Annotated in this window: 25 protein-coding genes; 9 read left to right on the top strand and 16 right to left on the bottom strand. The window is 59.2% G+C overall.

Translation table 11 applies throughout. The features are described from left to right. Positions 1 to 24: 24 nt before the first annotated feature. Genes AACR14_RS11740 through rhlB form a run of 3 tightly spaced genes read right to left on the bottom strand, consistent with a single transcriptional unit; the run spans position 25 to position 3,101 of the window. Entirely contained in the window at positions 25 to 279 is a 255-nt protein-coding gene (locus AACR14_RS11740; protein ID WP_026035056.1) for a Rho-binding antiterminator, read from the bottom strand. Between the two features lie 30 nt (positions 280 to 309). After that, a complete protein-coding gene (gene gppA, locus AACR14_RS11735) occupies positions 310 to 1,800 on the bottom strand; it encodes a guanosine-5'-triphosphate,3'-diphosphate diphosphatase (RefSeq protein ID WP_005355894.1) in 1,491 nt (496 codons plus the stop codon). A gap of 11 nt (positions 1,801 to 1,811) precedes the next feature. Beyond that, positions 1,812 to 3,101, bottom strand: coding sequence for an ATP-dependent RNA helicase RhlB (rhlB, locus tag AACR14_RS11730; RefSeq protein WP_005339414.1), 1,290 nt, complete (start codon positions 3,099 to 3,101; stop codon positions 1,812 to 1,814). A 113-nt stretch (positions 3,102 to 3,214) separates the two neighbouring features. On the opposite strand from rhlB, the gene trxA reads away from it, so the two are divergent. The 6 genes from trxA to AACR14_RS11700 all read left to right on the top strand — a co-directional run bounded on the left by trxA (position 3,215) and on the right by AACR14_RS11700 (position 9,691). After that, entirely contained in the window at positions 3,215 to 3,541 is a 327-nt protein-coding gene (gene trxA, locus AACR14_RS11725) for a thioredoxin TrxA (protein ID WP_005339416.1), read from the top strand. A gap of 204 nt (positions 3,542 to 3,745) precedes the next feature. After that, positions 3,746 to 5,011, top strand: coding sequence for a transcription termination factor Rho (gene rho / locus AACR14_RS11720; RefSeq protein ID WP_005339417.1), 1,266 nt, complete (start codon positions 3,746 to 3,748; stop codon positions 5,009 to 5,011). Between the two features lie 108 nt (positions 5,012 to 5,119). Further along, the gene (locus AACR14_RS11715) at positions 5,120 to 6,112 is read left to right on the top strand and encodes a hypothetical protein (protein ID WP_019446316.1); all 993 of its coding nucleotides are present in this window, start codon (positions 5,120 to 5,122) and stop codon (positions 6,110 to 6,112) included. A 33-nt stretch (positions 6,113 to 6,145) separates the two neighbouring features. Further along, positions 6,146 to 7,615, top strand: a complete 1,470-nt coding sequence (gene ubiD / locus AACR14_RS11710) for a 4-hydroxy-3-polyprenylbenzoate decarboxylase (RefSeq protein WP_005339421.1) — start codon at positions 6,146 to 6,148, stop codon at positions 7,613 to 7,615. Between the two features lie 146 nt (positions 7,616 to 7,761). Further along, positions 7,762 to 8,460 carry an NAD(P)H-flavin reductase gene (gene fre / locus AACR14_RS11705; RefSeq protein ID WP_005339423.1) on the top strand — a complete coding sequence of 233 codons (699 nt, stop codon included), beginning with the start codon at positions 7,762 to 7,764 and terminating at the stop codon, positions 8,458 to 8,460. Positions 8,461 to 8,677: 217 nt separating this feature from the next. After that, on the top strand, positions 8,678 to 9,691 hold the full coding sequence (locus AACR14_RS11700; RefSeq protein ID WP_019446315.1) for a GGDEF domain-containing protein: 1,014 nt from the start codon (positions 8,678 to 8,680) through the stop codon (positions 9,689 to 9,691). A gap of 54 nt (positions 9,692 to 9,745) precedes the next feature. Here AACR14_RS11700 and ubiK read toward each other — a convergent pair whose 3' ends face one another. Continuing rightward, entirely contained in the window at positions 9,746 to 10,003 is a 258-nt protein-coding gene (gene ubiK, locus AACR14_RS11695) for a ubiquinone biosynthesis accessory factor UbiK (RefSeq protein WP_005339429.1), read from the bottom strand. A gap of 300 nt (positions 10,004 to 10,303) precedes the next feature. Here ubiK and AACR14_RS11690 point away from each other — a divergent pair, with 300 nt between their 5' ends. Then, a complete protein-coding gene (locus AACR14_RS11690; protein WP_019446314.1) occupies positions 10,304 to 12,748 on the top strand; it encodes a VolA/Pla-1 family phospholipase in 2,445 nt (814 codons plus the stop codon). A gap of 66 nt (positions 12,749 to 12,814) precedes the next feature. Here the strand turns inward: AACR14_RS11690 and glpG are convergent, their stop codons facing one another. From glpG to AACR14_RS11655, 7 genes are all read right to left on the bottom strand, one after another. After that, positions 12,815 to 13,648: a rhomboid family intramembrane serine protease GlpG gene (glpG, locus tag AACR14_RS11685; RefSeq protein WP_019446313.1), complete on the bottom strand. Its 834-nt coding sequence runs from the start codon at positions 13,646 to 13,648 to the stop codon at positions 12,815 to 12,817. Next, a complete protein-coding gene (gene glpE, locus AACR14_RS11680; protein WP_005355913.1) occupies positions 13,645 to 13,968 on the bottom strand; it encodes a thiosulfate sulfurtransferase GlpE in 324 nt (107 codons plus the stop codon). Before glpE ends, glpG begins: the two co-directional genes overlap by 4 nt. A gap of 122 nt (positions 13,969 to 14,090) precedes the next feature. Next, on the bottom strand, positions 14,091 to 14,792 hold the full coding sequence (locus tag AACR14_RS11675) for an ABC transporter ATP-binding protein (RefSeq protein WP_005342433.1): 702 nt from the start codon (positions 14,790 to 14,792) through the stop codon (positions 14,091 to 14,093). 10 nt (positions 14,793 to 14,802) lie between these two features. Further along, the gene (livG, locus tag AACR14_RS11670; RefSeq protein WP_005339435.1) at positions 14,803 to 15,576 is read right to left on the bottom strand and encodes a high-affinity branched-chain amino acid ABC transporter ATP-binding protein LivG; all 774 of its coding nucleotides are present in this window, start codon (positions 15,574 to 15,576) and stop codon (positions 14,803 to 14,805) included. Further along, on the bottom strand, positions 15,573 to 16,841 hold the full coding sequence (locus AACR14_RS11665) for a high-affinity branched-chain amino acid ABC transporter permease LivM (RefSeq protein WP_019446312.1): 1,269 nt from the start codon (positions 16,839 to 16,841) through the stop codon (positions 15,573 to 15,575). The genes livG and AACR14_RS11665 overlap by 4 nt, the downstream gene beginning before the upstream one ends. Further along, positions 16,841 to 17,767: a high-affinity branched-chain amino acid ABC transporter permease LivH gene (gene livH, locus AACR14_RS11660; protein WP_005339439.1), complete on the bottom strand. Its 927-nt coding sequence runs from the start codon at positions 17,765 to 17,767 to the stop codon at positions 16,841 to 16,843. Before livH ends, AACR14_RS11665 begins: the two co-directional genes overlap by 1 nt. A gap of 66 nt (positions 17,768 to 17,833) precedes the next feature. Next, positions 17,834 to 18,955 (bottom strand): branched-chain amino acid ABC transporter substrate-binding protein, encoded by a 1,122-nt coding sequence (locus AACR14_RS11655; protein ID WP_005339442.1) that lies wholly within the window; start codon positions 18,953 to 18,955, stop codon positions 17,834 to 17,836. Positions 18,956 to 19,389: 434 nt separating this feature from the next. On the opposite strand from AACR14_RS11655, the gene AACR14_RS11650 reads away from it, so the two are divergent. Beyond that, positions 19,390 to 20,394 carry a substrate-binding domain-containing protein gene (locus AACR14_RS11650; protein WP_005355925.1) on the top strand — a complete coding sequence of 335 codons (1,005 nt, stop codon included), beginning with the start codon at positions 19,390 to 19,392 and terminating at the stop codon, positions 20,392 to 20,394. A 129-nt stretch (positions 20,395 to 20,523) separates the two neighbouring features. Here the strand turns inward: AACR14_RS11650 and AACR14_RS11645 are convergent, their stop codons facing one another. Genes AACR14_RS11645 through AACR14_RS11635 form a run of 3 tightly spaced genes read right to left on the bottom strand, consistent with a single transcriptional unit; the run spans position 20,524 to position 22,209 of the window. After that, positions 20,524 to 21,177, bottom strand: coding sequence for a DUF799 domain-containing protein (locus AACR14_RS11645; protein ID WP_019446311.1), 654 nt, complete (start codon positions 21,175 to 21,177; stop codon positions 20,524 to 20,526). Continuing rightward, a complete protein-coding gene (locus tag AACR14_RS11640; RefSeq protein WP_019446310.1) occupies positions 21,174 to 21,527 on the bottom strand; it encodes a DUF4810 domain-containing protein in 354 nt (117 codons plus the stop codon). Before AACR14_RS11640 ends, AACR14_RS11645 begins: the two co-directional genes overlap by 4 nt. 10 nt (positions 21,528 to 21,537) lie before the next feature. Continuing rightward, positions 21,538 to 22,209: a CsgG/HfaB family protein gene (locus AACR14_RS11635; protein WP_026035055.1), complete on the bottom strand. Its 672-nt coding sequence runs from the start codon at positions 22,207 to 22,209 to the stop codon at positions 21,538 to 21,540. A 373-nt stretch (positions 22,210 to 22,582) separates the two neighbouring features. On the opposite strand from AACR14_RS11635, the gene AACR14_RS11630 reads away from it, so the two are divergent. Next, on the top strand, positions 22,583 to 24,847 hold the full coding sequence (locus AACR14_RS11630) for a methyl-accepting chemotaxis protein (RefSeq protein WP_019446307.1): 2,265 nt from the start codon (positions 22,583 to 22,585) through the stop codon (positions 24,845 to 24,847). A gap of 73 nt (positions 24,848 to 24,920) precedes the next feature. Here AACR14_RS11630 and AACR14_RS11625 read toward each other — a convergent pair whose 3' ends face one another. Together AACR14_RS11625 and AACR14_RS11620 are read right to left on the bottom strand one after the other, a co-directional pair. Continuing rightward, positions 24,921 to 25,415 (bottom strand): DM13 domain-containing protein, encoded by a 495-nt coding sequence (locus AACR14_RS11625; RefSeq protein ID WP_019446306.1) that lies wholly within the window; start codon positions 25,413 to 25,415, stop codon positions 24,921 to 24,923. Between the two features lie 126 nt (positions 25,416 to 25,541). Next, positions 25,542 to 25,919 carry a CesT family type III secretion system chaperone gene (locus AACR14_RS11620; RefSeq protein ID WP_019446305.1) on the bottom strand — a complete coding sequence of 126 codons (378 nt, stop codon included), beginning with the start codon at positions 25,917 to 25,919 and terminating at the stop codon, positions 25,542 to 25,544. Positions 25,920 to 26,072 lie beyond the last annotated feature (153 nt).

Genomic DNA, 26,072 nt, shown 5'->3' with positions numbered 1-26,072 from the left:
TGGCCCTCCTTTTTCTTATTAGATTCAGTTGGTTGGCGCGAAGCGGATCAGCTTCTCTTCCCCTTGCCAGTTCAGGCGCAAGGTCGCCAGTTCTGCCAGACTGAGCTGCTCGCCACTGTGCAGCAGCAGATACTCGACCCCTTCGCTGGCTTCGATAGTGCGGATCTTGTCATCCCATTGGCGATCATCGCGGCTGGTGAGGGTCACCGGCAGTTGCCAGCTGGCAGCAATTTCGAGCCAGTCGTAGAGATCGCAGCTGATGGGTTGATAATCCGGCATGATCGGCTCCAAAACAGGCAGGTTGCTGAGTCAGGCTTCCTGTACGCGGGTCGGCCAGCCCATCTTCTGCTGGCGTTCCACTTCAAAGCGCAGCTCGCTGGCGCGCAGGTAGTGTTCATCCATCCAGCCCTTGGGCAGGGTCAGGGTCAGTGACTCCTCTTCTGCCTGCAGGGTGAAGCTGGGCACTGTGCCCTGGGTGCGGCGCATGCAGAGGATCAGGGCGATGCGCAGGATACGGGCCAGCCGGATCGCCTGACGACCGGTGACGGCACCCTGTTTTTCCAGCGGTTCCAGCTTGAATTCGTCCCGCTGGTTGAACAGCAGGGCCGACAACAGCTTCTTTTGCGCAGGGGTAAAGCCCGGCATGTCGATGTTGTCGATGATGTAGGCGGCGTGTTGCGGCGCCTTCTTGTATTCGATACAGAGGCCGATCTCGTGCAGCAGGGCGGCATAACGCAAGATCGGACGACCGTAGCGTTTGGAGAGTCGCCAGGCCGGTTGCAGCTGGTTGAACGCCTCGACAGCGGTATCGCGCACCCGTTCGGCGTGCTCTTTATCCAGCTGATAGCGGCTGATCAGGCTGTCGGCGGTGCGATCCCGGGCATCACAGTCGTGATTGTTGCCAAGCAGACCGTAGATCAGTCCTTCACGCAGGGCGCCACCCGCGAGGGTCATGCTCTCGATATCGAGGGTTTCGAAAATGGCGATCAGGATGGCAAGGCCGGAGGGGAACACGGTCAGCCGCTCGGCCGCCAGCCCTTCCAGTTGCAGCCGGTCGAGCTTGCCGCAGGCGATGGCCTGACCCATCAGTTCCTGCAGTTTCGGCAGGGTGACCCGCTCGCTCTTCCCTTGCGCCAGCATGATCTCTTGCAGCGCCTGTACCGTGCCGGAGGCGCCGACGCAGGTGCGCCAGCCGAGGGCGCGGTAATCTTCCGCCACCTTCTCCAGCACCGCCTTGGCGGCGGCAATCGCCTGCTCGAAACGAGCTTCGGAGAGCTCACCATCACCAAAGTGATTGTTGAGCCAGGTGACGCAGCCCATGTGCAGGCTGTTGAGCAGTTTTGCTTCGCTATGTTCGCCGATCACCAGTTCGGTGCTGGCACCGCCGATGTCGATCACCAGCCGGTTGCCTTCCCCGGCGGAGGTCCAGGAGACCCCTTCATAGATGGTCTTGGCCTCTTCCTCGCCCGAGATGATCTCGATGCTGTGGTTGAGTACCCGTTCCGCTTCGCTGAGGAACTCGTCGACGTTGGTGGCAAGCCGCAAGGTTGCGGTGCCCACCACCCGGATGTTGTCGGCCGGAATGTCCTGCAACTGTTCGGAGAAGAGACGCAAACAGTCCCAGCCCCGCTCCATGGCGGCACGGCTGAGACGAAATTCCGGATCGAGCCCGGCTGCGAGGCGAACCTTGCGCTTGACCTTGGCGACGGTGCGCAGGGCACCGGCGACCTCGCGCACCACCAGCATATGAAAGCTGTTGGAGCCGAGGTCGATAGCGGCATAGAGAGGCGAGTTGTGCAACGGGCCTGTCCTTAGCTCTTGCGCGGCGGACGACGACGGTTGTTGCTGTTGCCACCGCCCTGGCGATCCCGCATGTTGCGGTTCACCGGCTGACGGTTGCGGAACACCCGTTTCGGCGGGGTCACATCATCCAGCAGTGCTTCGCGATCATATTTGCTGACCGGAATGGCGTGGTGGATGTACTCCTCGATGGCCGGCAGGTTGAAGGCATAGTCTTCACAGGCCAGGCTGATGGAGTGACCGCTCTTGCCGGCACGACCGGTACGACCGATACGGTGTACATAGTCTTCGGCGTCGTCGGGCAGGTCATAGTTGAATACGTGGGTCACGTCAGGGATGTGTAGACCACGGGCGGCCACGTCGGTGGCGACCAGAATATCGAGCGCACCCTTGGTGAAGTCCTCGAGGATCTTCATCCGTTTCTTCTGCGGCACATCACCGGTCAGCAGACCGACGCGGTGGCCGTCATTCTCCAGCCAGGCATGGACGTCTTCACAGACATGCTTGGTGTTGGCGAAGACGATCGCTTTTTCCGGCCACTCCTCTTCCATCAGGGAGAGCAGCAGCAACATCTTGTCTTCATTGGAGGGGTAGAACAGCTCCTCCTTGATCCGCACGCCGGTCATCTGCTCCGGCTCTACCTGCACATGTTCCGGGTGGTTCATGTGTTCGTAGGCCAGCTCCTGCACACGCAGGGAGAGGGTGGCGGAAAACAGCATGCTCAGACGCTCGGTCGCGGGCGGCATGCGGCGGAACAGGAAGCGGATGTCCTTGATGAAGCCCAGATCGAACATGCGATCCGCTTCGTCCAGTACCACGACCTGAATGTTGCTCAGATCGATCACCTTGGACTTGAAGTAGTCGATGATGCGGCCGGTGGTGCCGATCAGGATGTCGACGCCCTGCTCCAGCACGGCCAGCTGCTTGTCGTAACCTTCGCCACCGTAGGCGAGGCCGAGTTTCAGGCCGGTAGAAGCGGCGATGCTGTCGGCATCGTTATAGATCTGTACTGCCAGTTCCCGGGTGGGTGCCATGATGATGGCTCTGGGTTGGTTAACCAGACGGGGCTTGGTCAGCGGGTGAGTCAGCAAATAGTTGAATGTCGCGGCCAGGAAGGCAATGGTCTTGCCGGTTCCTGTCTGGGCCTGACCGGCGAGGTCATGACCTTCTACCAGCAGTGGCAGAGACAGTGCCTGGATGGGCGTGCAATAGTGAAATCCCTTTGATTCCAGACCAGCCAGAACTTCGGGTTCGAGGCCCATTTGGGCGAATTTGTCGGTCGTTAAGTGTGTTTTGCTCATGGCGGTAGGTTATCAGGTTAGGCTTGCAATAATAAACAGGATCATTTCAAATAGGGCAACTATTGCCTTTGTTGATATGTCAATAAAGCCTTAATTACTGACTGGAGTTGGAGATGAGTGACAAGATTGTTCAGCTGAGCGATGCCAGCTTCGAGGCAGATGTAATCAAAGCCGATGGCGCCGTTCTGGTCGACTTCTGGGCCGAGTGGTGTGGTCCGTGCAAGATGATTGCCCCGATCCTGGAAGAAGTTGCCCAAGAGTACGAAGGTCGCGTGACCGTAGCCAAACTGAACATCGACCATAACTCTGATACTCCGCCCAAGTACGGCATTCGTGGTATCCCGACCCTCTTGCTGTTCAAGAATGGCGAAGTGGCAGCGACCAAGGTCGGTGCACTGTCCAAGACTCAGCTGAAAGAGTTCCTGGACGGCAACCTGTAATAATTAAAGAGGAGCGCATTGCAATAATGCGCTCCTTGTGTTTTATCACCTAGACGCTCATCCCGATTGGTGCTAGTTTATCGCTCGTTTGCTAACCTTTTTGCCTGACTCTTTGCTAACCACAGCCTGGCAATCAAATCCGATCAGCATCAATCCAGCAGACTGTCTCCTCATTTCAATCCTTGCTTACAGACTTTCACCACTATGAATCTGACTGAATTAAAGAACACTCCTGTGTCCGAGCTGGTCAAGCTTGGCGAATCCATGGGGTTGGAAAATCTGGCTCGGGCGCACAAGAAAGATATTATTTTTGCCATCCTCAAGGCGCACGCCAAGGGTGGTGAAGATATCTTTGGCGACGGTGTGCTGGAAATCCTGACCGATGGTTTCGGCTTCCTGCGCAGTGCAGACGGCTCCTATCTGGCGGGCCCTGACGATATCTACGTCTCCCCGAGCCAGATCCGCCGCTTCAACCTGCGTACCGGCGATACCATCTCCGGCAAGATCCGGCCACCGAAAGAGGGCGAACGCTACTTCGCACTGCTCAAGGTCAATGAGGTCAACTACGACCGTCCGGAAAACTCCCGCAACAAGATCCTGTTTGAAAACCTTACCCCCCTGCATGCCAACGAACGTCTGCGTATGGAACGGGGTAACGGCTCTACCGAAGATATCACCGCCCGTGTACTGGATCTGGCTTCCCCCATCGGTAAAGGCCAGCGTGGCCTGATCGTGGCGCCGCCCAAGGCCGGTAAGACCATGCTGCTGCAGAACATCGCCCAGAGCATCGCCTACAACCACCCGGACTGTGAACTGATCGTTCTGCTGATCGACGAGCGTCCGGAAGAGGTGACCGAGATGCAGCGGATGGTGAAAGGTGAAGTGATCGCTTCCACCTTTGACGAACCTGCTTCCCGTCACGTTCAGGTTGCCGAAATGGTGATCGAGAAGGCCAAACGCCTGGTCGAACACAAGAAAGATGTGGTGATCCTGCTGGACTCCATCACCCGTCTGGCTCGCGCCTACAACACCGTTATCCCGTCATCCGGCAAGGTACTGACCGGTGGTGTGGATGCCAACGCCCTGCACCGTCCCAAGCGCTTCTTCGGCGCCGCGCGTAATGTTGAAGAGGGCGGTAGCCTGACCATCATCGCCACCGCGCTGATCGATACCGGTTCCAAAATGGACGAGGTTATCTACGAAGAGTTCAAGGGTACCGGCAACATGGAACTGCACCTCTCGCGCAAGATTGCCGAGAAGCGTGTCTACCCGGCCATCGACATCACCCGCTCAGGCACCCGTAAAGAAGAGCTGCTCACCTCAGGTGACGAGCTGCAGAAGATGTGGATCCTGCGCAAGATTGTCCACCCGATGGGCGAGATCGACGGTATCGAGTTCCTCATCGACAAGCTGGCGATGACCAAGACCAACGACGAGTTCTTCGACGCCATGCGGCGCCAGCAGAAGTAAGTCCGGTCAGAAAATGACGAAACCGCGGCCCTGGTCGCGGTTTTTGTTTATCTGTTTTCCGGTCGCCCTAGTAGTATGAGATCCCGATGTCACATGGATGGAGACGTCATGAAGCCTGTTTTCTGGTTATTGCTGGGGTTGCTGAGTGCAATGCCCGCCTGCGCGCAGAGTGCTCCGGTCGCGGTGACCGCCGAGACGTTGCAGACGCACCAGCGCTATCTGGCGGGCCGTCTGCAGGAGGGGCAATTTGCAGCCATCGACTCTCTGCTGGCGACCCTGAGTCGCGAGCGGCGGGAGTTCCTGCTGTTGCAGCTGCTGCGGGATATTCCCGCGACCCCCCCTGCATCCCCTGCGTTGCAACAGTGGGTCGAGGCTCAGGCCGACAAGGCCCCCGAGTGGCTCATGGAGCAGCAGGTCGACGGTTTTCTGGTGCAGCAACCTGTCTATGATTTTGCCGCGCAGGCCCGTCAGTTGCTGGGGGCGTGGCAGCTGCAATCACTGATGCAGCGCTATCGACAGCAGCTTGCTCAGGGCAGCTTCCAGCTAAAGTCCATCTACTACAGCAGTAACCCCGATCTCGCCATGCAGCAGCAAGCCCTGTTGCTGGCCCTCGACACCTTGCCGCAACCGATCTGGATGCGGGAGGCGCAAGCGCTGGCCAGCCAGAATATCTATCTGCCCGACAATCACCTGTTGTTCCATCTGTTGCAGCGCACCGGGGAACCGGCGCTCTATGGCATGCTGTGGCGGCGGCCGGCAGATCAGGATGCGCTGCGTGCACTCTCTACCATTAACCGCTTTCATCACGGCAGTGCTGCCAGCGATCTGCTGATTGCCGCCAGTGGCAATGAGGGATTGAAGGGAGCCGCCCTGCGCCAACTGAGCGCACTCTCCCCCTTGCCGCCGCAAGCCCAGAAATACCTGCTGGCGGAACTCTCCAACCGTCAATACGGGGCGCTGGTGGCCGGTCTGTTGATGGAGGTGGACGAGCCCCAACTGCTCTCTGCACTGGCCAGACGCCTCGGCCAGCGTGACATGCCACCCATTGCACCGAGTCTGCTGCCCGATTCGGGTACACCCGATGGGCAGCCAGGGTTATAATGCGTGACCTCCTGAACCCGGTTGGGAACTTGCATGAAATACAAGGATTTGCGTGATTTCATCGCGCAGCTGGAACAAAACGGACAACTCAAGCGCATCACCCGCGAGATAGATCCCTATCTGGAGATGACCGAGATCAGCGACCGTACCCTGCGTGCGGGTGGCCCGGCTCTGCTGTTCGAAAATCCCAAAGGCTACACCATGCCGGTGCTGACCAACCTGTTCGGTACACCTGATCGGGTTGCCATGGGCATGGGGCAGCCCGATGTGGGTGCCCTGCGTCAGGTCGGGGTCTGGCTCTCCTATCTCAAGGAGCCCGAGCCGCCCAAGGGATTCAAGGAGCTGATGGAGAAGCTGCCGATCTTCAAGCAGGTGCTCAACATGCCGACCAAGCGCCTATCTTCCGCCCCCTGCCAGCAGGTGGTGCAGGAGGGCGATGCGGTCGATCTCGACCAGATCCCGATCCAGCACTGCTGGCCCGGCGATGTGGCGCCGCTGGTCACCTGGGGCCTCACCATCACCCGTGGCCCCTACAAGAAACGCCAGAACCTCGGTATCTATCGCCAGCAGAAGATCGCCAAAAACAAGCTGATCATGCGCTGGCTGGATCACCGTGGCGGTGCTATCGATTTTCGCGAGTGGCAGGAGGCCCATCCCGGTGAGCGCTTCCCGGTGGTGGTGGCACTCGGTGCCGATCCGGCGACCATTCTCGGCGCGGTGACGCCTGTGCCGGATACTCTCTCCGAATATGCCTTTGCCGGTCTGCTGCGTGGCAGCCGTACCGAGGTGATCAAGGCCATCAGCTGCGATCTGGAGGTGCCCGCCAGCGCCGAGATTGTGCTGGAAGGCTATCTTGAGCCGGGCGAGATGGCGCCGGAAGGCCCTTATGGCGACCACACCGGCTACTACAACGAGGTGGACGAGTTCCCGGTCTTCACCATCACCCACATCACCAAGCGGCGCGATGCTATCTATCACAGCACCTACACCGGCCGTCCGCCCGATGAACCGGCGGTGCTGGGTCTGGCGCTGAACGAGGTGTTCGTGCCGCTGCTGCAGAAGCAGTTCCCCGAGATTGTGGACTTCTATCTTCCGCCGGAGGGGTGCTCCTACCGGATGGCGGTGGTGACCATCAAGAAGCGTTACCCGGGCCACGCCAAGCGGGTGATGCTGGGGGTCTGGTCCTTCCTGCGCCAGTTCATGTACACCAAGTTCGTGGTGGTGTGTGACGACGACGTCAACGCCCGCGACTGGAAGGATGTGATCTGGGCCATTACCACCCGGATGGACCCGGCACGGGACACCACCTTGATCGAGCATACCCCGATCGACTATCTGGACTTCGCCTCGCCGGTCTCCGGCCTCGGCTCCAAGATGGGGCTGGATGCCACCAACAAGTGGCCGGGCGAGACCAATCGGGAGTGGGGTCAGCCCATAGTTCAGGATGAGGCGGTGAAGCAGAAGGTCGATGCCATCTGGGATGAGCTCAATATCCTCGGATGAGGCAAACATGACAGCTTTGCTGCAAAAAGTGATGCGATCCGCACTGATTTGAGTATTCTCGACTGACGGGGCCAGGGCTGCTGGTCGTCACTCCATAGTGAAACAATGAGCGAAGCGGGCCGAGCGAGCCCGCCACAAGGACAAGAATGCAACGTATCAAATGCCGCGTAGAGGAACTGCGCGAATATGTCGACACCATCTGGCATGTGGCCCTGACGCCGCAGCAAGCGATCAGCTTCAAGCCGGGCCAGTATCTGCTGGTGGTGATGAGCGATTCGGACAAGCGCCCCTTCTCCATCGCCAACTCGCCGACCCGCCCGGGCGTGCTGGAGCTGCAAATCGGTGCTACTCCCGAGAACGCCTATGCCGGTCAGGTGCTGGCCCGCATGCGCGAGCAGGGGGAGATCGAGGTCGAATTGCCGGCTGGCAAGGCGTTCCTGCGCGATGAGTCTCCCCGTCCGCTGATCCTGATGGCGGGCGGCACCGGTTTCTCTTACGCCCGCTCCATTCTGGAGTACCTGATCGACACGGGCAGCAAGCGTCCGGTGTTCTTCTACTGGGGTGTGCGTCAGGCTCACTGGCTCTATGAGCTGGAGCAGATGCAGCAGTGGGAGCGTGACTATGCACCGCTCACCTTCATTCCGGTGGTGCAGGAGCCTGAGGCTGACTGGACCGGCAAGAGCGGGCTGGTGCACAAGGCGATCATGGATGACTTCGTCAGCCTCCACGACTACGACATCTATGTCGCCGGCCGTTTCGAGATGGCGGGGGCCGCGCGTGAGGAGTTCAAGATCCTCGGCGCCGAGCCGGAGCGCATCTTTGGTGACGCCTACGAATTTATCTGACGGGATCCCCGCTTGGATGACGCAGCCCCCGGTTTTGCCGGGGGCTTTTTTTTGTGGCTGCCGCAGTACCGGATCGCCCTGAATGGTTGGATTATCGCGGCGTTATCCCATTATTTTTCAATATTTTGACTATGAATAGCTACTAATCAAACGTAGCTGATGGCATCTTTGTGGGGGATTGACAAGAGCATCCATAGAGCAAGCACAAGGAGGCGCAGTGTTGAGTGAAGAGGGCAGGGCATCTGCGGAGGATGACAGGGGTGAGACCGGCTTTGTCGAGCGGGTCGCAACGCTGATCCCGTCCCCTCATGGCGGTGAAATGGCCCGTTTGCAGGCAGAGATCGCCGCTTTGAAGCATGAAAACGGCCTGTTGCAGGAGAAGCTCAATGCCGCCCTCGATGGCACCGGCATCTGTCTCTGGCAGGGCACCATTCCCACTGGCGAGCTGCGCGTCTTCAACCTGCAGAACTTTCAGGCCGGTGACATGGCCCCTCATTTCGATCAGTGGAGCGCCAAGCTCCATCCCGACGATCGCGCCCATGCCATGGGCAGCTACTTTGCCCACCTTGAGGGCAAAACTCCCTTCTACGAAGCCGAATACCGCACCATCAATCCGCAAGGCGAGGTCACCTGGCTGTGGGATAGGGGACGGGTCGTCGATCGGGATGGCGATGGCAAGCCGCTGCGGATCATGGGCTCCCATATCGATATCACCCAGCGCAAGGCCTATGAGCAGCGACTGGCTGAGCGAGCCAACAGCGACGCACTGACCGGCTTGCTCAACCGGCAGGGGTTTGGCAAGGCGTTTGCCCAGCTGCAGCCGCAAGGTGCGGGGGCGCTGCTCTTTATCGATCTGGATGATTTCAAGGGGATCAACGACCAGCTGGGGCACGCCTGCGGCGATTTGGTGTTGCAGCAGATGGCGGATTGGCTGCGCCTTATTATGCCTGGCTCGGCGCTATGTGGCCGTTACGGCGGCGACGAGTTTGTGGTGCATCTGCACCGGGATGTGTCGAGCCATGGCCTGGCGCAACTGGCTGACGCCCTGATCAGCCGGATGCACGGCTATGTGCCCAAACCCGGTTGCCCGCAACGGGTGGGGCTGAGTATCGGCATCGCCCTGTGGGAGGAGGAGCCATTGAGCTTCCGGCAGGCATTGGAGGTGGCCGACCGTGCCATGTATGAGGCCAAGGCACGCGGCAAGCGGGCCTGGTATCTGCTTCAGGTGTGATGTTTTTTACAGGTTCAATACAAAGCAAAAACCCCAGCCGAGCTGGGGTTTTCGTTATTCGCCTTTGGCGCCGAGCTGCTGCTCGAGCTGAGCCAGCTTGCTTTCGAGGGCGGCCAGTTTTTCACGGGTACGCAGCAGCACCTTGGTCTGCACGTCGAACTCTTCGCGGCTGACCAGATCCAGCTTGCCCAGCTGGGCTTGCAGTACCTGACGCATCTTCTTCTCGGCCTCTTCACCCATGCTGCGAATGCCGGGCGGCAGGGAGTTATGCACCTGCTTGGCGATCTCTTCCAGTTTCTTCGGGTCGATCATGATGTCCTCCTTAAGCGTTGGCGGACATTCTACCGACAATTCCCTCACTTTGCCGAGATCGCGGCGGCTTTTTAGTCGTGATGGTGCCCGCTGGCTGGTCGGGTCTGGTGATGGGGCCACAACTGCTACCCTTGCGCCCCTTTGTTAACCTGAAACCATGACATGCACCACAAAGCTGAGCCAGAGCTGCCCGGTATGAGTCTTATTTGGTGTTGGTTTTATGTTAACGTTTTGCAGTCGAGGTCGTGATGACCCCGTTGGCTTGTGATGGATAACAACCCTATAAAAAGAGAATAAAAAATGAAGAAGAAGCTAATTTATGCAGCTGTTGTCAGCGCCCTGCTGGCCGGATGTGGTGGAGATGACAACAAGGGAGACACCACCAGCTCTCTCGACTACGTCCTGAGTGGTGCCAACGGGGTGCGCCCGAGCGTGCTGGCCCCCCGTGCCAGCGACGGTACCCTGAAGTTTTCGACAGAAACTGCTGATCTGTCGAACCCGGTATCTGCCCTCTCCACCCTGGATGGCTGGTCAACCACCCAACCCGTCCAGCTGGTACCGGCGACCGTGACCGGTGTCTCTGTGCCGGCACCGGCGGCCAGCGAGTATGCCTCTGCCGTTGCGCCCCTCTACCTGCTCGAGCTCACGCTGGATCCGGTCACTCTGCAACCCAACGGAGTCAAGGGCGGCAAGCCACTGGTTTATGGGACCGACTTTGTGGTCACTGGCGGGGACGGCAAGCTCAATCTGGTTCCACTCAAGCCGCTCAATCCCTCTTCTTACTACATGATCGTGGCGACCGATGCCCTCAAGGACAGTCGCGGCACACCGCTCAAGGCGGGAGGCGATTACAGCAGCTTCAAATCGACAGCTGGCGCAACTACTCAGGATCAGACCATCAACAGCCTGATCTCGCTGCAGGAAGGTCTGTTCAAAGCGGCCACCGGGATCACCAGCGATCGGGTGATCTTCTCCGACTGGTTTGCCACCCAATCTGGTGCCGATGTGCTGCTGGCAGTGAAGAGTGCCGCTGCTTCGGTGCTGAAGAGCCCGAGCCTGGACGCCGCGGCGCTGTGGAAACAGGATGCCAGGGGCAATACCAGCTTGCCGGGGACCTATACGATTAATGGCCTCAACAACGGTGTACCCTTCCTGACCCAGTTGGCGAACGAGCCATTTTTGCCTCAGAAAGATCGTGATGCAATTGCTGCCGCTGTGGCGGCTAATGGCATCCTAAACGGGGTCGCAGCGGTGACCAAGGTGTATACCGGCACCGTCAAGCTCCCTTACTTCCTCTCTACTCCAGCGATAGCCGGCTCCTGGGACAAGGCCAAGACCCAATCCTGGCACGGCGCCATTCCCAGCCTCTATGCCATCGCCAACGCGCTGAAAGCGGGTGATAGCGAGGTAATCGGTGGGCTGGTAGGCGCCGGAGTGAATCCGGAGCTACTGGGTGAGCTGATCGCCGACCCGAGCCGTCAGAGTGAACTGCTGACCGAGGCAAGCAAGCTGATCGGGGTGACCCTCACCTCCGGTGGCAAGCCGCTGGATGCCGAGCGCAATATCGGCCGTTTCAACCCGTTGCCGACCCTGACCGAAGTACAATCGGTACCGCTGCGGATCTTCGCCGCCGCACCGCTCAATACAATTACCGATGTGATCATCTATCAGCACGGGGTTACCTCCATCAAGGAGAACGCCTATGCGCTGGCGCTGGGCCAGATCGGTGCTGGTCTGCAAGTCACACCAACAGCCAAAAATGTCGCTGTGGTAGTGATCGATCATCCGCTGCACGGCGAGCGTGGTTATGCCCTGAGCAACAGCATGGCGACGGTGACCACATCGGAGAACCCGCTCCCCTATCTGAACCTCAACTATCTGACGGTGGCGCGGGACAATCTGAAACAGAGCGTGGCCGATCTGCTGGGACTGCGACTGGCTGTCGGTCTGGCCAACACCCAGGGATTGGGTGGCCAATTGGGTGGTGCCGGTCTGAAAGTTCACTTCCTCGGTCACTCACTCGGTGCCATTACCGGGGCCAATCTGTTGGCTGTCGCCAACCAGACCACCGGCAGTGCTCAGGCAGATGCCCTGTTCAAGTTCGATACCGGTGGTCTGGCGATGCCGGGTGGCGGCATCGCGCCGTTGTTGCTCAACTCGCCTAGCTTCGGGCCGACCATCAAGATGAGCGTGCTTACCTCGGGCAGTCCGGCGCTGAAAGCGGGCTTTACCGCCTATGCACCGAATTGCAAAACGGCTGCCGCCACTTGCTTCGTCAACGAGTTCCTGCCCAGTCTGGATGCGGCCACGCAGGCGGGTGCGGCGAGCACCTTGCAGAGCTATATCTTTGCCGCCCAGTCAGTGCTGGACTCTGCGGACCCGATCAATCTGGGCAGTGGCGTCGCCAAGAGCTTCCCGCTGTTCGCCACCGAGATCGTGGGTGATGGCGCCCTCAATCTGCCGGATCAAGTGATCCCCAACAGCATCGCCTCTGCGCCGCTGGGTGGCACCGAGCCGCTGTTCCGGGTGCTGGGTTTGCAAGAGCTGAAAGGGTCCGGCGTGCTCCCGGCGGGTCACCATGCTGCGCGCTTCCTGAAAGGGGGTCATAGCTCGCTGCTGGCCCCTGACGAGAACTTCGATCAGGCTGGTGCGGTCACCACCGAGATCCAGACCCAGTTCGCCAGCTTCTTTATGAGTGGCGGTGCGGCGGTCAAGGTAACTGACGACACCCTGATCAAGCAGTAACTGCCTATCGCGTAATAAAACGCCGCCCCTCGGGGCGGCGTTGTTGTTTCTGCGGCTGCTGAAAAATCAGGTCGGCTGGTGGTTGCGATCCAGCCAGCCTTGCAGCAGGCCGACCAGCAGGCCGGTCAGGTGGGCGATATTGGCCGTGCTGGTGCCGAGCATGTCGAAGAAGCCGAGCGCCATCCAGAACAGCATAAAGCCCATCAGTGCCGGTGGCAGAGTCAGGCCGCAGGCCGGTTGCAGCTTGCTGCGCAGCCAGCAGTAGCCGAGCAGGGCATAGACCACGCCAGAGAGGCCGCCAAACAGCGGGCCGCTGGCGAAGAACTCGGCGATATTGGGCAGGGCGGCGCCCACCAGCAGCAGGATCAGCAACTTGCCGCTGCCGAGGCGCTGTTCGATCTGGCCGCCGAGATACCACCACCAGAGCAAGTTGAATACCAGATGGAGCACCGAGAAGTGGATCAGGGCGGGGGTGAAATAACGCCACGCCTGCCAGTCGGTGAACTGGGCCAGCGTCGGGTGGAATGCCAGTTCATCGTAGATGGGCAGGCCGATGGCCTCGATCCCGTAGATGGCGAGACAGGCGATGATGACCACCAGCGTCAGTGGCCCCGCTTGATGGAGGAAGTCGGTGATGGGGTCCGTCATCCCCTTGCTGTAGTCGATGCGGGCATCGGCGCGGCCGGATTGCCAGGAGGCTTCCATATAGCGCGGGTGGCCCGGCTCGGCCAGAAAGCGCTTCACCTCCAGCTGGGCCTGGGCAAGGCGTAGCTCGTCCGCCAGCCAGATGGTGACCCCCAGCTCGGACTGGGTCAGCTCGCAGGAGATGCCCAGGGTAGCCAGATAGTCCACCAGCGCCTGTGCCATGCGGGCGTTGTCGAGCACCAGCAGCTGGATCATGCCTCGCCTGCCTCGATGGGAAACTCCCGGCGCCACGCCTCGAAACCGCCATCCAGACTGTAGACCTCGTCATAACCCTGTTGCAGCAGGTATTGGGCCGCTCCTTGACTGCTGTTGCCGTGGTAGCACATCACGATGACCGGGGTATCGAAATCCACTTCATTCATAAAGCGCACCAGCGTGCCGTTGGTGAGGTGGAAGGCGCCGACCGCGTGGGCCGCTTCAAAGGATTGCGGGTCGCGAATATCCACCAGACGGGCTTCACCCGCGCTCAGTTTCTGGTGGGCATCATGGGCATTGATATGGGCAAACTGGTCCATCGGGATGTCCTGCGAATAGGTTGATTACGGGCCAGTGTACCGCAAGCTTGGGCGCAAACTAACCCCACAAAAGATAAGGGAGCCAGCGGCTCCCTTGTTGATATGGCATGCGGCTCAGTGGGTTAACCGCCCAGATAGGCCTGCCGCACCGCCGGGTTGGCCAGCAGGGCGGCGCCCGTGTCTTGCAGCACCACGTGGCCGTTCTCCAGCACATAACCGCGGTCGGCCAGCTTGAGCGCCTGGTTGGCGTTCTGCTCCACCAGAAAGATGGTCATCCCCTTCTGGCGCAACTGTTCTATGGTGTCGAAGATCTGCTGGATGACGATGGGGGCCAGCCCCAGCGAGGGTTCATCCAGCAGCAGCAGGCGCGGTTTGCTCATCAGGGCACGGCCGATGGCCAGCATCTGCTGCTCGCCGCCGGACATGGTGCCCGCCCGTTGTTGCAGGCGCTCGTGCAGGCGCGGGAACAGGGTAAACACCTGATCCAGCAGGCCATGCTGCTCGGCCTTGTCGACGAAGAAGGCGCCCATCAGCAGGTTCTCCTCCACCGTCAGGCGGGCGAAGATGCGACGCCCCTCCGGCACCACGGCGATATCCTTGCGCATGATGCGGGCTGTGGTGAGGGAGCTGATCTGTTCCCCCTCAAACCAGATGGAGCCGCTGCTGGGCTTGGGTTCGCCGCAGAGGGTCATCAGCAGGGTGGTCTTGCCTGCGCCGTTGGCGCCGATCAGGGTGACGATTTCCCCCTCTTTCACCTCGACGCTGACATCGTGCAGTGCCTGAATTTTGCCGTAGTGGGTCGATACGTTGCGAAGTTCTAACATCTTGTTTTCCTTACGACTCGCCCAGATAGGCCTTGATCACTGCCGGATTGTTGCGGATTTCATCCGGCTTGCCGTGGGCCAGTGGGGTGCCCTGGCTGACCACGAAGATGCGGTTGGAGATGCCCATCACCAGCTTCATATCGTGTTCGATCAGCAGCACCGAGACCCCGAATTCGTCCCGCAGGCTCATGATCAGCTCATCCAGCTCGTCGGTCTCCTTCGGGTTGAGGCCGGCGGCCGGTTCATCCAGCATCAGCAGCTCGGGACGGGTCGCCATGCAGCGGGCGATCTCGAGGCGGCGCTGCTGACCGTAGGCCAGATTACCGGCGGCGCGGTTGGCGAGATCCTTGAGCCCCACTTTATCCAGCCAGAAGGCGGCCCGCTCCAGCCCTTCCTGCTCCGCCCGGCGGAAGGCCGGGGTCTTGAACAGACCGGCGATAAAACTGGTGTTGAGGTGCTGGTGCTGGGCAACCAGCAGGTTCTCCACCGCCGTCATCTCCTTGAACAGCCGCACGTGCTGGAAGGTACGCACAATCCCCTTGCGGGCGATGAGGTGGCCGGGCAGCCCCTGGATCTCCTCACCCTTGTAGCGGATGGTGCCGCCGCTCGGACAGTAGAAACCGGTCAGGCAGTTGAAGATGGTGGTCTTGCCCGCGCCGTTGGGGCCGATGATGGAGATCACCTCGCCCTTGTCGATATCCAGCTTGACCCCGTTGACGGCCAGCAGGCCCCCGAAGCGCATCGACAGATCAGAGACTTCCATTAACTTCTGATGAGTACTCATTTCTTCAACTCCAGATGCGGACGGGTCATCGGCAGCAATCCCTGTGGCCGCCAGATCATCATGAACACCATCAAGAGGCCGAACATCAGCATGCGGTACTCGTTGAATTCGCGGGCCAGCTCCGGCAGCACCGTCATCACGATGGCTGCCAGCACCACCCCGATCTGGGAGCCCATGCCACCCAGCACCACAATCGCCAGCACAATGGCCGATTCGATAAAGACGAAGGATTCCGGGCTGATAAAGCCCTGCCGCGAGGCAAAGAAACTACCCGCAAAGCCGGCGAAGGTAGCGCCTATGGTGAAGGCGGTTAGCTTGATGATGGTGGGGTTGAGCCCCAGCGATTTGCAGGCGATTTCGTCTTCCCGCAGCGCTTCCCAGGCGCGGCCAAGGGGCATGCGCAGCAGGCGGTTGATGACGAACAGGGTCACCACCACCAGCATCAGCGCCATCAGGTAGAGGAAGATCACCTTGTGGTTGGCGTTGTAGGTAATGCCGAAGAAGTTGTGGAAGGTATCAAAGCCCCCATCCTTGACGGTGCGGTTGAACTCCAGCCCCCCCAGCGTCGGCTTGGGAATGCCGGAGATCCCGTTCGGGCCGCCGGTCAGGGTGGTCATATTGTTGAGCAGGATGCGGATGATCTCGCCAAAACCCAGGGTGACGATGGCCAGATAGTCCCCCCGCAGCCGCAGCACCGGGAAACCGAGCAGGAAGCCGAAGGTAGCGGCCATCAGCCCGGCGATGGGCAGGCACTCCCAGAAGCTCAGTCCGAAGTAGGTGTTGAGCAGGGCATAGCTGTAGGCGCCGACCGCGTAGAAGCCGACATAGCCGAGATCGAGTAGACCGGCGAGGCCGACCACCACGTTCAGCCCCAGCCCCAGCATGATGTAAATCAGGGTGAGGGTGGCGAGATCGATGGCGCCGCGAGAAGCCATAAAGGGCCAGCTCACTGCGAACAGCAGCACCAGCACGGCGGTGAGGTTATAGAGCTTGGGCGCCTCTTCCGGGCTCGGCAGCACCAGCTTGGTGAAGCCGACCGAGAAGCCGCTGATGGAGGCCTGAAACAGCTTGGCGATCTGGCCGCGCAGCATCTGGAACCAGAAAACGAGGGTGGCGCCCCCCAGTAGCCAGGCCAGCGACACATCGAGGCGGCTCACTACCTGCAGGCTGGAGCCATCGGTCTCCAGCTTGAAGCCGAGCAGCCAGAAAGAGAGCACCAGCAGCACCAGGCTGGCGATACAGGCGTGGATAAATTGATGTTTCATCACACTTTCTCCACTTCCGGACGACCCAGGATGCCGGTCGGCATAAAGAGCAGCACAAAAATGAGCAGGGCGAACGCCATCACATCCTTGTACTCGGTGCTGAGATAACCGGCGGTGAGCGCTTCAACCACGCCGAGCAGCAGGCCACCCAGTACGGCACCCGGAATGCTGCCGATACCGCCCAATACAGCGGCAGTGAAGGCCTTCAGACCGGCCATAAAGCCGAGGTAGGGGTTGATAACGCCGTAATACATGCCGAGCAGCACCCCGGCGACGGCAGCCAGCGCGGCCCCCAGCACGAAGGTGATGGAGATGACTACGTGGGTGTCGATGCCCAGTAGGTTGGCCATCTTGATATCTTCCGAACAGGCGCGGCAGGCGCGGCCCATGCGGGAGCGGCCGATGAACTGGGTCAGCGCCAGCATGGTGATGAAAGTCACCACGAAGATAATCAGCTGCATATAGGAGAGGCTGGCCTGAAAACCATCTTCACCCCCCAGGGTCCAGCCACCGGAGATTAGGCTGGGCATGGCGATATCCCGTGAGCCCTGAGCCATGCGCATCATGTTCTGCAGGAAGATCGACATGCCGATGGCGGAGATGAGGGGGATCAGCCGGTTGCCACCACGCAGTGGCCGGTAGGCGACCCGCTCGATGCTCCAGCCATAGGTGCCGGTGATGATGATACTGACCAGGAAGGCGCCTCCCAGCAGTAGAAAGGTGCTGTCGATGCCCATCATCATGAGCCCCGCCATCACCATAAAAGCGACATAGGAGCCGATCATGTACACCTCGCCGTGGGCGAAGTTGATCATGCCGATGATGCCATAGACCATGGTGTAGCCGATGGCGATCAACGCATAGGTGCTGCCTATGGTTAATCCGTTCAGCAGTTGCTGAACGAGATAAAGGAGGTGTTCGGACATACTGCGTTCCCTGTACTTGCCCGCAAAGAGAGGAGGGGGTGAGCGTACTCACCCCCGATCGGCAGATTATTTGACTTGGCTGGAAGTACCGTCAGCGTGCCACTGGAACACACCGAATTCGAAGCCTTTCAGGTCACCGTTCGGTGCCCAGGTCAGGGGGCCCATCACGGTATCGATCGGCGCAGCCTTGATGGCGGCGGCAACGGCAGCCGGGTCATCTTCACCCGCCTTGGCGATACCGGCTGCCAGGGTTTGCACCGCGGCATAGGTAGTCCAGACGAACGGGCCGGAGGAGTCCTGACCCTTGGCCTTGAACGCCGCCACCAGCGGGGCGTTGGCAGGAACCAGATCGTATTTGTTCGGCAGGGTCACCAGCAGGCCTTCGGAAGCCGGGCCACCGATGGCGGAGATATCCTTGTTACCCACCCCTTCCGGGCCCATGAACTTGGCTTTCAGCCCCTTCTCGCCAGCCTGACGCAGGATCAGACCCAGCTCAGGGTGATAGCCGCCGTAGTAGACGAAATCGACGTTCTCTTTCTGCAGCTTGGCGATCAGGGCGGAGAAGTCCTTGTCACCGGCGGTGATCCCTTCAAAGGCCACCACTTTCACGCCAGCCTTGTCGAGCGCCGCTTTGACGCTGGAGGCGATCCCTTCACCATACTGCTTCTTGTCGTGGATAACGGCCACGCGCTGGGGTTTGACCTGCTCGATGATGTATTTGGCGGCAGTCGGGCCCTGATCGCTATCCAGGCCGATGGTGCGCAGGGTCAGCTGGTAACCGCGCTCGGTGATCTTGGGGTTGGTAGAGGCGGGGGTGACCATCAGGATCCCCTCGTCTTCATAGATATCGGAGGCGGGCAGGGTGTTGTCGGAGCAGAGGTGGCCGACCACGAACTTGACGCCGTCATTCACCACCTTGTTCGCGACGGCCACCGCCTGTTTGGGATCGCAGGCATCGTCATAGACGACCGCTTCGATCTGCTTGCCATTGATGCCGCCAGCCTTGTTGATCTGCTCGACCGCCATCTTGCCGCCGGTGAACTGCATGTCCCCGTACTGGGCTACCGGACCGGTGACCGGGCCTGCGATACCGATCTTGATGGTGTCTGCCGCGTGGGCGATGGAGATCGATCCAAACAGAGCCAAAGAAACCGCTGCGCCAACTGTGATTTTGCTCAACTTATGCATTGATTCGTCCCTTAATCAGTGGATTGTTTCATTTCCGTGTGCCATTCCGGATCTACATCCCGTGCATCCGGCTATAGGTATGGTTCTATCATTCCTCACGGGGCAATAACAAGCTGTTAAAGATACTAACCAGAGGGGGTTAGATGGGTGGATTTTGAAATAAATGACCTGTTATTTTCGGTTAATCAGAGCTTAATTTTGATTTGTTGACTTAACATCTTGGTAACGAGAGGCGATTCTGACAAACACCAGAGGATTAATCTGGCGATATTTTACTCTGACAACGCTCCCATTTTGACCAGAATCCATTTGCGCAAACAGAAATGAGCGCCTAAATTAGCCGGCATTGACAATTCCGTGGCAGAGCTCGTTAAAACCAAGCCTTTATTCGGGAAATCTGCTAATGTTCCGCCTTTGACAGTCAGGAGACAGAGATGGCCACTATCAAGGATGTCGCCTCGCGCGCAGGCGTATCCATCTCCACCGTCTCACATGTGCTCAACCACACTCGGCGGGTCAGCGAAGACGCGACCCAGAAAGTGATTGAGGCGGTGGCAGAACTCAACTACGCGCCCAACTCGGTAGCGCGCAGTCTTAAAATAAATTCGACCAAGACCATTGGTATGCTGGTGACCACCAGCGTAAACCCCTTCTTCGCAGAAGTGGTGCAAGGGGTTGAAGCGTACTGCTTCGAACAGGGCTACAGCCTGATCCTCTGCAACACCGAAAACCAGCCGCCTCGCCAACAGCATTACCTGAGAATGCTGATGGAAAAACGGGTGGATGGCCTGCTGGTATTGGGTACCGATATCGACACCCCGTTGCGCGACATGCTGCGCATCCACAAGAACGTGCCGCAGGTGGTACTGGATTGGGGCACGGAGTGCGATTTCGCCAACGTCATCAACGACAACGCCCGCATCGGCGCCCGCATGGCCGTACGCCATCTGCTGGAGCTGGGGCACCGTGACATCGTCTGTATCACTGGCCAGCTCTCCAAGCCGACCACCCAGCAGCGACTGGACGGGGTGCGTGATGCGCTGGGCGAGCACGGTCTGACCCTTAAAGATGAACAGGTCTTTGAAGGGGACTACGAGAGCCAGAGCGGCTTCGATGCCATGCAGCGCATCCTGGCCCTGCAGCCTCGTCCGACCGCGGTCTTTGCCTTCGACGATCCCATGGCGATCGGCGCGATTTGCGCTGCCTGGGAAGCGGGAGTCAAGGTGCCGGACGATATCTCCATCATCGGCTACGACGATGTGGAGATGGCGCGCTTCTCCAGCCCGCCGCTGACCACCATCCGTCACCCGAAGGCCGAATTGGGCCAGCTGGCGGTGAAGCATCTGGTCAGCCGGATCCGCAACAAGGAGCTGGAAGTGGAATCGATGACGGTACAGCCCGAGCTGATTGTCCGTCGCTCGGTCAAACCGTTGCGTTAATCCGCACCCGTTGCCAACACGAAAAACCCCCTCTGTCACGAGGGGGTTTTTGTTTTCGCAGGCTGGAGTACAAGAGGATTTTCCCTAAGCAACTCTGCTTATCCTCACTTCTGTCAGAAGCAGGAATGGTTATTTTTGTGTGTTGTATTTCGGTGAGTAGGGGCCATACAGGATGCCATTAGGCATACCTGCGCTTAGCAGTCTGAAACTGGTTATCCCTGCGATATCATGGCCCTTGTCCATCACAGTGTTGGTGATCTGGTCAACGACGGCGACGACCAGCATGCCAACCAGGCTACCACCACCATTGGACTTTTGCTCTGCGCTGGAAGCGCGGGCTGTACCTTCCCATATGGTTTTGCCGTTACGCAGGTCCACCAATTTTGCTTTCGCTGTCACGGCTGTTTCACTCGAGACCACCATATAGCTGGTGCCATATTCGGTGATGTCCAGATAGAGCGCGGTATCAGCACCAAAAATCTGATGCAGTTTGCTGATGGGCAAAGAGTGGATATCTTCCGCAACAGTCATGCCGTTCTGACGGAAGGTTTCGTTGGTCAGTGAGACCGGGAAAACATAATAGCCAGACTCGGCCAGTGGCATGGTGCTCTGGGAGAGCAGGCTATTGCCGGCTTTAACATCTGGACTGTGGTTTACGGGAGGCAAAACCAGAATAGATGTAGGGTGACTTTCCCGAAATGCTGTGTAGTCATACGCAGCTTGTTGGGATGCGCAACCAGCCAGTAGCAGTGAGCCCATGATGGAAATCAGTAACTTTTTCATTTGGCTGCTCCTTGCTTCTGGGTGAGCAGAAAATTAATGAAAGTGGTTGATTCTGGGAAGAGTTGCTTCTCTTTCTCGAAGTGTTCCAGTGCGAGGTTGTCACGCCCATGCTGGGCATAAAGCATGGCCAGATGAGCATGGAAACCGGGCGGCACCTTTTCCCCTTTGCCATTGGCTTCTTGCAGGTTTTTCTCAAGCCGATCGATCTGTTCACCGTTATCTTTTTCTTCAAGGTTCTGGTAGACCGAATCCTGATATTCACCCCAGTTGTACAGGGGCTTGGGTGGGGTCGCACAACCGTAGCTGAAGAGGGCAAAAGCCAGACAAAGTCCTTGATGCATTTTGTTCATTGATTTCCCCTTAGCGAGCCGGTTGCCAGGCACCGTTCTGGATGCCAGAGACCAGATTGTTTACGGCTTCACGAATCGCCAGGTCGAGCACCTTGCCATTGAGTGTGGAGTCATAATCGGCCGTGCCACCAAAACCGATGACTTCGCGGTTGGAGAGCTCGAATTCGCCTGCCCCTTGTGACGAGAAAACAACTTCTGACGTTTTGACATCGACGATGTTGAGGTTGACTTTGGCATAGGCGATCTGTGATTTGCCCCTGCCGAGAATGCCAAACAGCTGATGATCTCCCACCGCTTTTCGACCAAATTCAGTGACATCGCCTGTGATGACGTAATCGGCGCCTTTCAGCGTCTGAGTCTCTTTCTTGAGCCCTGCTTCCGCTTGCAACTCTTCCATGTTGGCTCTGTCCAGAACACTGAAACGGCCAGTTTGTTGCAGGTGGGTGATCAGGATTGTCTTGGCCTGGCTACCCAGGCGGTCGTTACCATCGGAGAATATACCGCGCATGTAGCTTGAGCGATTATCAAACTTGCCCACAGAAATGGGGCTGCGAGTGCCTTGGTATTGGGTTTGGTAAGAGGTCACTTTGGCAACTTCAAGTGTTCGGGAGGATTCGCTTGCACAACCCGCAAGTGTCAAGCTTGCTGCGATAGTCACAGCAACAATGTGATACTTTGTCATGACAGCCTTATTAAGTTTATGATTATTAATGTTTTTTGTGGGGCCTGTATCGTATACCAACGAAGCTCCCAACGGAACCGTTTCAGCTGGAAGCCTTAATAAAACTCCTTGTTGTGCTTGCTAACCAAGGTGGGGGATTGAAGGGGGATCTCCAAATTATGCAGTGTGATCGTTGTGTTGGACTGAAAACTGTCAGTTTTATCCACCAAGACCCAATTCCAGCCCATATGATAAACATTCCCCCTATTTGACCCACCTCGCATTTTGCCTGTTAATCGTTTGATCAATATCAACAAAGGGTTAAGTTCTGATGGACTCCCGACTTAACCGTTCCATCCTGTAGGTTGGGTATGACTGTCAAGGATGGTGTCTTATGTTCCCCCCTCGCAAGCTGGGTCACCAGATCACGCTGCTGGCAATCGGCGGCATCGTATTGCTCGCTGTGGTGCTGCTTACCTTTAACCTGTTTGAAAATCGCCAGCGGGCGCTCGCGGCCGAGCAGGCTGCACTGCGGAGCCAGCTCCAGAATGTGGAAGCGGTGATCAAAAACACCAGCCATGAAACCGTGCTGGCGGCAACCCTGATCGCCCAGCGGCCGGATGCAGCCAGGGCTGTGGCCGACAAGGATTGGCAGACCCTCGCCAATCTGTTTGATCCGCTCTGGCCCGCCCTCAAGGCGCAGGGGATCCAGCAGTTTCACTTTCACATTCCCCCGGCTATTTCCCTTTATCGGGTACACAAGCCCGCAAATCATGGCGACGACCTCTCTACTACACGGTTGGCTGTGGTCGAGGTGAACCGCAATCATCAACCGGTCGGCGGGTTGGAGACCGGTCAGGGTGGCACCGGGATCCGCGGCGTAGTGCCGGTCACTTTCAATGGCCAGTCGGTCGGCTCGGTGGAGTTTGGCCGCGCCCTCGACACCTCACTGTTTGCCGATCTGCTGGGCAAGGACAGTCGCTTTGCCATCTATCTGTTTGAGCAGGGTAAACCCGTTATGCTGACTGGTACCTCCATGCTTGGTGAGTCGGTGGACTGGTATCAGGAGGTATTGGCGGGAGAGAGCCGCTTCACCACCATCAAGCAGCAGGGGAGCGATTTTCTGGTGATGGCTGCACCGTTGCGCGACTTCTCCGGCAAGGCGGTCGGGGTGATCGAGTTGGCGCGTGATCACAGTGAGGTTGCAGCCGCGCTGGTACGCCAGAGCTGGCAGATGGTAATGATCGCGCTACTTGGCACCGCTCTGATTGCGGTGGCGCTGGTGCTGCTGCTGGCGCGTCTTAGCCGTCCGCTGCTCGACAGCGTCAAGGCGCTGGAGGCGCTGGCCAATGGCTCCGGCGATCTTGGCAGCAAGCTGCCGGTGGCGGGGCCGGAGGAGATCCGCCGGCTCGGGTCGGCGTTCAATGGCTTTGTTGCCAAGATCCGCGACACCATCAGCCAGCTCACCGCCACTCTGGGCGAACTGGCTGGCGAGAGTGAGCGGTTGTCGCGCAGTGCGGCAGGCAACCTTGGCAGCATGACGCGCCAGCAGGAACAGACCACCCAGCTCGCCACCGCCATGACCGAGATGACCAGCACGGTACACGAGGTGGCCAACAACACGGCACAGGCGGCCGAAGCGGCCAACGAAGCGGACAATCAGGCGGTCACCGGTGATGAGGTGGTGCAGCAGAGCGTCAACATGATCGAACAGCTGGCGGAGGAGATTGCCAGTGCGGGCAACACGGTGAAAGAGGTTGCCAAGGCCAGCGAGCAGATTGGCTCGGTGCTGGCGGTGATCCAGTCCATCGCCGAGCAGACCAACCTGCTGGCTCTCAACGCTGCCATCGAGGCGGCCCGGGCTGGTGAACAGGGGCGCGGTTTTGCTGTGGTGGCCGACGAGGTGCGCTCGCTGGCCGGGCGCACCCAGCACTCCACCGCCGAGATCCGCGGTACCATCGAGCAGTTGCAACGGGCGGTGGGCACCACGGTGACAATGATCGAACACAGCGTCTCGCGGGCGGGAGAGTCGGTGGAGCGGGCCAATCAGGCGGGAGAAGCCCTCGGCCGGATCAAGGGGGCGGTCAACAGCATTCGCGACATGAACACCCAGATCGCCGCTGCCTCGGAGGAGCAGTCCTCGGTGAGCGACGAGATCACCCGCAATATCGTCAGCGTCCACGAGATCTCCCAGGCCACCACGCTGGTGGCGCGGGATACCGCCCATATCGCCAGCCATGTGGCGACCCTGGTGGACAAGCTGGGGGATCTGGCCGGGCAGTTCCAGGATGGTTCCAACGTGCGGATGGTGCTGAGTCGCGCCCGCGCCGCTCACATGGGCTGGAAGACTCGGGTGCGTGCCTATCTGGATGGGCAGGAGGGGCTGTCGCGCAGCGAGGCGGTCAGTGACAAGGAGTGCCGCCTTGGCCACTGGTACTTCAGCGAAGGGCAGGCATGCTGCGGCGATCAACCGGCCTTCAGGGCGATCGCCGCCCCCCACGCCAGACTGCATCAGGTGATCCAGCAGGTTATCGAGCTGAAAAATCAGCACAAGCATGAAGAGGCAGAGGCGCTCTACCGCGAGATAGAGCAGAACTCAGAGCAGGTAGTGGGCTGCATAGATCAGCTGCTGCGGGAGATGACCAAGCCGGAGCGTTAATGACGAGCGGGCCGGATAGCCAAAGGGCTGACAGCGATGTCAGCCCTTTTCATGGTGCGGGTCAGGAGCGAGGTTACTGCTCCGGACGCAGATCCTGATAACGGGCGGCGGTGATGAACTGGCCGAAGGTTTCACACCAGACGATCACGCTGCTGTAGCGGGTCGGATCGATCGTGGCGGGCAGCGGCACGATAAAGTTGTCGAAGGTCTTCACCGGCCCGACTCGCACCATCTGATCCTTGAGGCGGGCAAAATCGGCTTCGGTCTCGACAAACTCGGGGGAGAGATAGAGCTGGTAGTCCGGCCCGGGGGCCAGCTTGCCCATCAGACTGACGGCATCCGGCCCTATGCTCACCTTGCCCTCCCCCCAGTGCAGACGATCGCTGTCTTTCAGATCCCGGCGAAAGGTGCCGTGGAATCTCGCTTGCTGCTGGCTGGCCGCGACCAGCTCGGTATCAGGTGCGGGTGGCGCGATCAGGATCGGCAGGGTGTAGACACCGGCGGCAAAGCCTGCCGCCGCGACCAGCAGATGGGTGCCCAGCAGCAGGGCCATGGTTTTGCGTTTCATGATATCTCGGTCGTTGATGAATTGATGGCAAAACCATACCAGTCCGGGGGCCCGCTGCCCAGTTTGCTCAGGCCAGAGGTGTCGTTATCCATCTATGGTGACGTGGGGTGTGGTCACGCCAATGGCTCAAGGCCGGATAGTGCCGTCCTGCCCTTTGTTGATCTCGCTGGCGGCGTGTACCAGTTGTTCCAGCTGGTGGTGGATCTGGGTGCGATCCAGTTGCTGCAAGGGCTGACGACTCCACAGCACCGGTGTCAGGCTCTCGGTATCGAAACCCAGTACCGGTTTGCACGGGTCCTGGCTGAACAGGTTTTGGGCGGCGGCCTGAGCGCTGGTGGCCGCGTCGAGGCGGGTAAACATCAGCAGATAGTCGGCCGGGTGTTCGGTCAAGTGACAGGTCAGTTCGCCGATCTGCAGGCTGGTGACGCTCTCCTCCTGTTGCGGCGCAGGCAGGGAGAGGGAGAGAAACAGCTGGTGGATGGCGGCGTGATAAAGAGAGTTCATTGATGGCTCCAGATTGATGATGGCGCCATTAGAGCAGGTCACCGCCAGCGGCACTGTTAATGGTGGCTCTCTTTTTTTAGCTTTTCGGTCAGCGAGATAGCACGCCGCGCTCAGTACAAAAATCGCGACCAATCCCGATAGTCCCTGTTGATG

Origin of the sequence: Aeromonas sp. 159, assembly GCF_963862045.1 — a bacterium.
Lineage (GTDB): Bacteria > Pseudomonadota > Gammaproteobacteria > Enterobacterales > Aeromonadaceae > Aeromonas > Aeromonas veronii.
Note: the sequence above shows the minus strand (reverse complement) of the source record. Positions and strands in the feature narration are given on the sequence as shown.

What these genes read in the sequence shown, in the direction of transcription:
- AACR14_RS11655 (WP_005339442.1), bottom strand. Translation starts at nt 18,955, where the DNA reads ATGCATAAGTTGAGCAAAATCACAGTTGGCGCAGCGGTTTCTTTGGCT.
- glpE (WP_005355913.1), bottom strand. Translation starts at nt 13,968, where the DNA reads ATGGACCAGTTTGCCCATATCAATGCCCATGATGCCCACCAGAAACTG.
- AACR14_RS11635 (WP_026035055.1), bottom strand. Translation starts at nt 22,209, where the DNA reads ATGACAAAGTATCACATTGTTGCTGTGACTATCGCAGCAAGCTTGACA.
- AACR14_RS11650 (WP_005355925.1), top strand. Translation starts at nt 19,390, where the DNA reads ATGGCCACTATCAAGGATGTCGCCTCGCGCGCAGGCGTATCCATCTCC.
- AACR14_RS11630 (WP_019446307.1), top strand. Translation starts at nt 22,583, where the DNA reads ATGTTCCCCCCTCGCAAGCTGGGTCACCAGATCACGCTGCTGGCAATC.
- AACR14_RS11665 (WP_019446312.1), bottom strand. Translation starts at nt 16,841, where the DNA reads ATGAAACATCAATTTATCCACGCCTGTATCGCCAGCCTGGTGCTGCTG.
- livH (WP_005339439.1), bottom strand. Translation starts at nt 17,767, where the DNA reads ATGTCCGAACACCTCCTTTATCTCGTTCAGCAACTGCTGAACGGATTA.
- rho (WP_005339417.1), top strand. Translation starts at nt 3,746, where the DNA reads ATGAATCTGACTGAATTAAAGAACACTCCTGTGTCCGAGCTGGTCAAG.
- trxA (WP_005339416.1), top strand. Translation starts at nt 3,215, where the DNA reads ATGAGTGACAAGATTGTTCAGCTGAGCGATGCCAGCTTCGAGGCAGAT.
- livG (WP_005339435.1), bottom strand. Translation starts at nt 15,576, where the DNA reads ATGAGTACTCATCAGAAGTTAATGGAAGTCTCTGATCTGTCGATGCGC.
- AACR14_RS11645 (WP_019446311.1), bottom strand. Translation starts at nt 21,177, where the DNA reads ATGAAAAAGTTACTGATTTCCATCATGGGCTCACTGCTACTGGCTGGT.
- ubiK (WP_005339429.1), bottom strand. Translation starts at nt 10,003, where the DNA reads ATGATCGACCCGAAGAAACTGGAAGAGATCGCCAAGCAGGTGCATAAC.
- rhlB (WP_005339414.1), bottom strand. Translation starts at nt 3,101, where the DNA reads ATGAGCAAAACACACTTAACGACCGACAAATTCGCCCAAATGGGCCTC.
- AACR14_RS11625 (WP_019446306.1), bottom strand. Translation starts at nt 25,415, where the DNA reads ATGAAACGCAAAACCATGGCCCTGCTGCTGGGCACCCATCTGCTGGTC.
- AACR14_RS11740 (WP_026035056.1), bottom strand. Translation starts at nt 279, where the DNA reads ATGCCGGATTATCAACCCATCAGCTGCGATCTCTACGACTGGCTCGAA.
- ubiD (WP_005339421.1), top strand. Translation starts at nt 6,146, where the DNA reads ATGAAATACAAGGATTTGCGTGATTTCATCGCGCAGCTGGAACAAAAC.
- glpG (WP_019446313.1), bottom strand. Translation starts at nt 13,648, where the DNA reads ATGATCCAGCTGCTGGTGCTCGACAACGCCCGCATGGCACAGGCGCTG.
- AACR14_RS11620 (WP_019446305.1), bottom strand. Translation starts at nt 25,919, where the DNA reads ATGAACTCTCTTTATCACGCCGCCATCCACCAGCTGTTTCTCTCCCTC.
- AACR14_RS11715 (WP_019446316.1), top strand. Translation starts at nt 5,120, where the DNA reads ATGAAGCCTGTTTTCTGGTTATTGCTGGGGTTGCTGAGTGCAATGCCC.
- AACR14_RS11690 (WP_019446314.1), top strand. Translation starts at nt 10,304, where the DNA reads ATGAAGAAGAAGCTAATTTATGCAGCTGTTGTCAGCGCCCTGCTGGCC.
- AACR14_RS11675 (WP_005342433.1), bottom strand. Translation starts at nt 14,792, where the DNA reads ATGTTAGAACTTCGCAACGTATCGACCCACTACGGCAAAATTCAGGCA.
- AACR14_RS11640 (WP_019446310.1), bottom strand. Translation starts at nt 21,527, where the DNA reads ATGAACAAAATGCATCAAGGACTTTGTCTGGCTTTTGCCCTCTTCAGC.
- fre (WP_005339423.1), top strand. Translation starts at nt 7,762, where the DNA reads ATGCAACGTATCAAATGCCGCGTAGAGGAACTGCGCGAATATGTCGAC.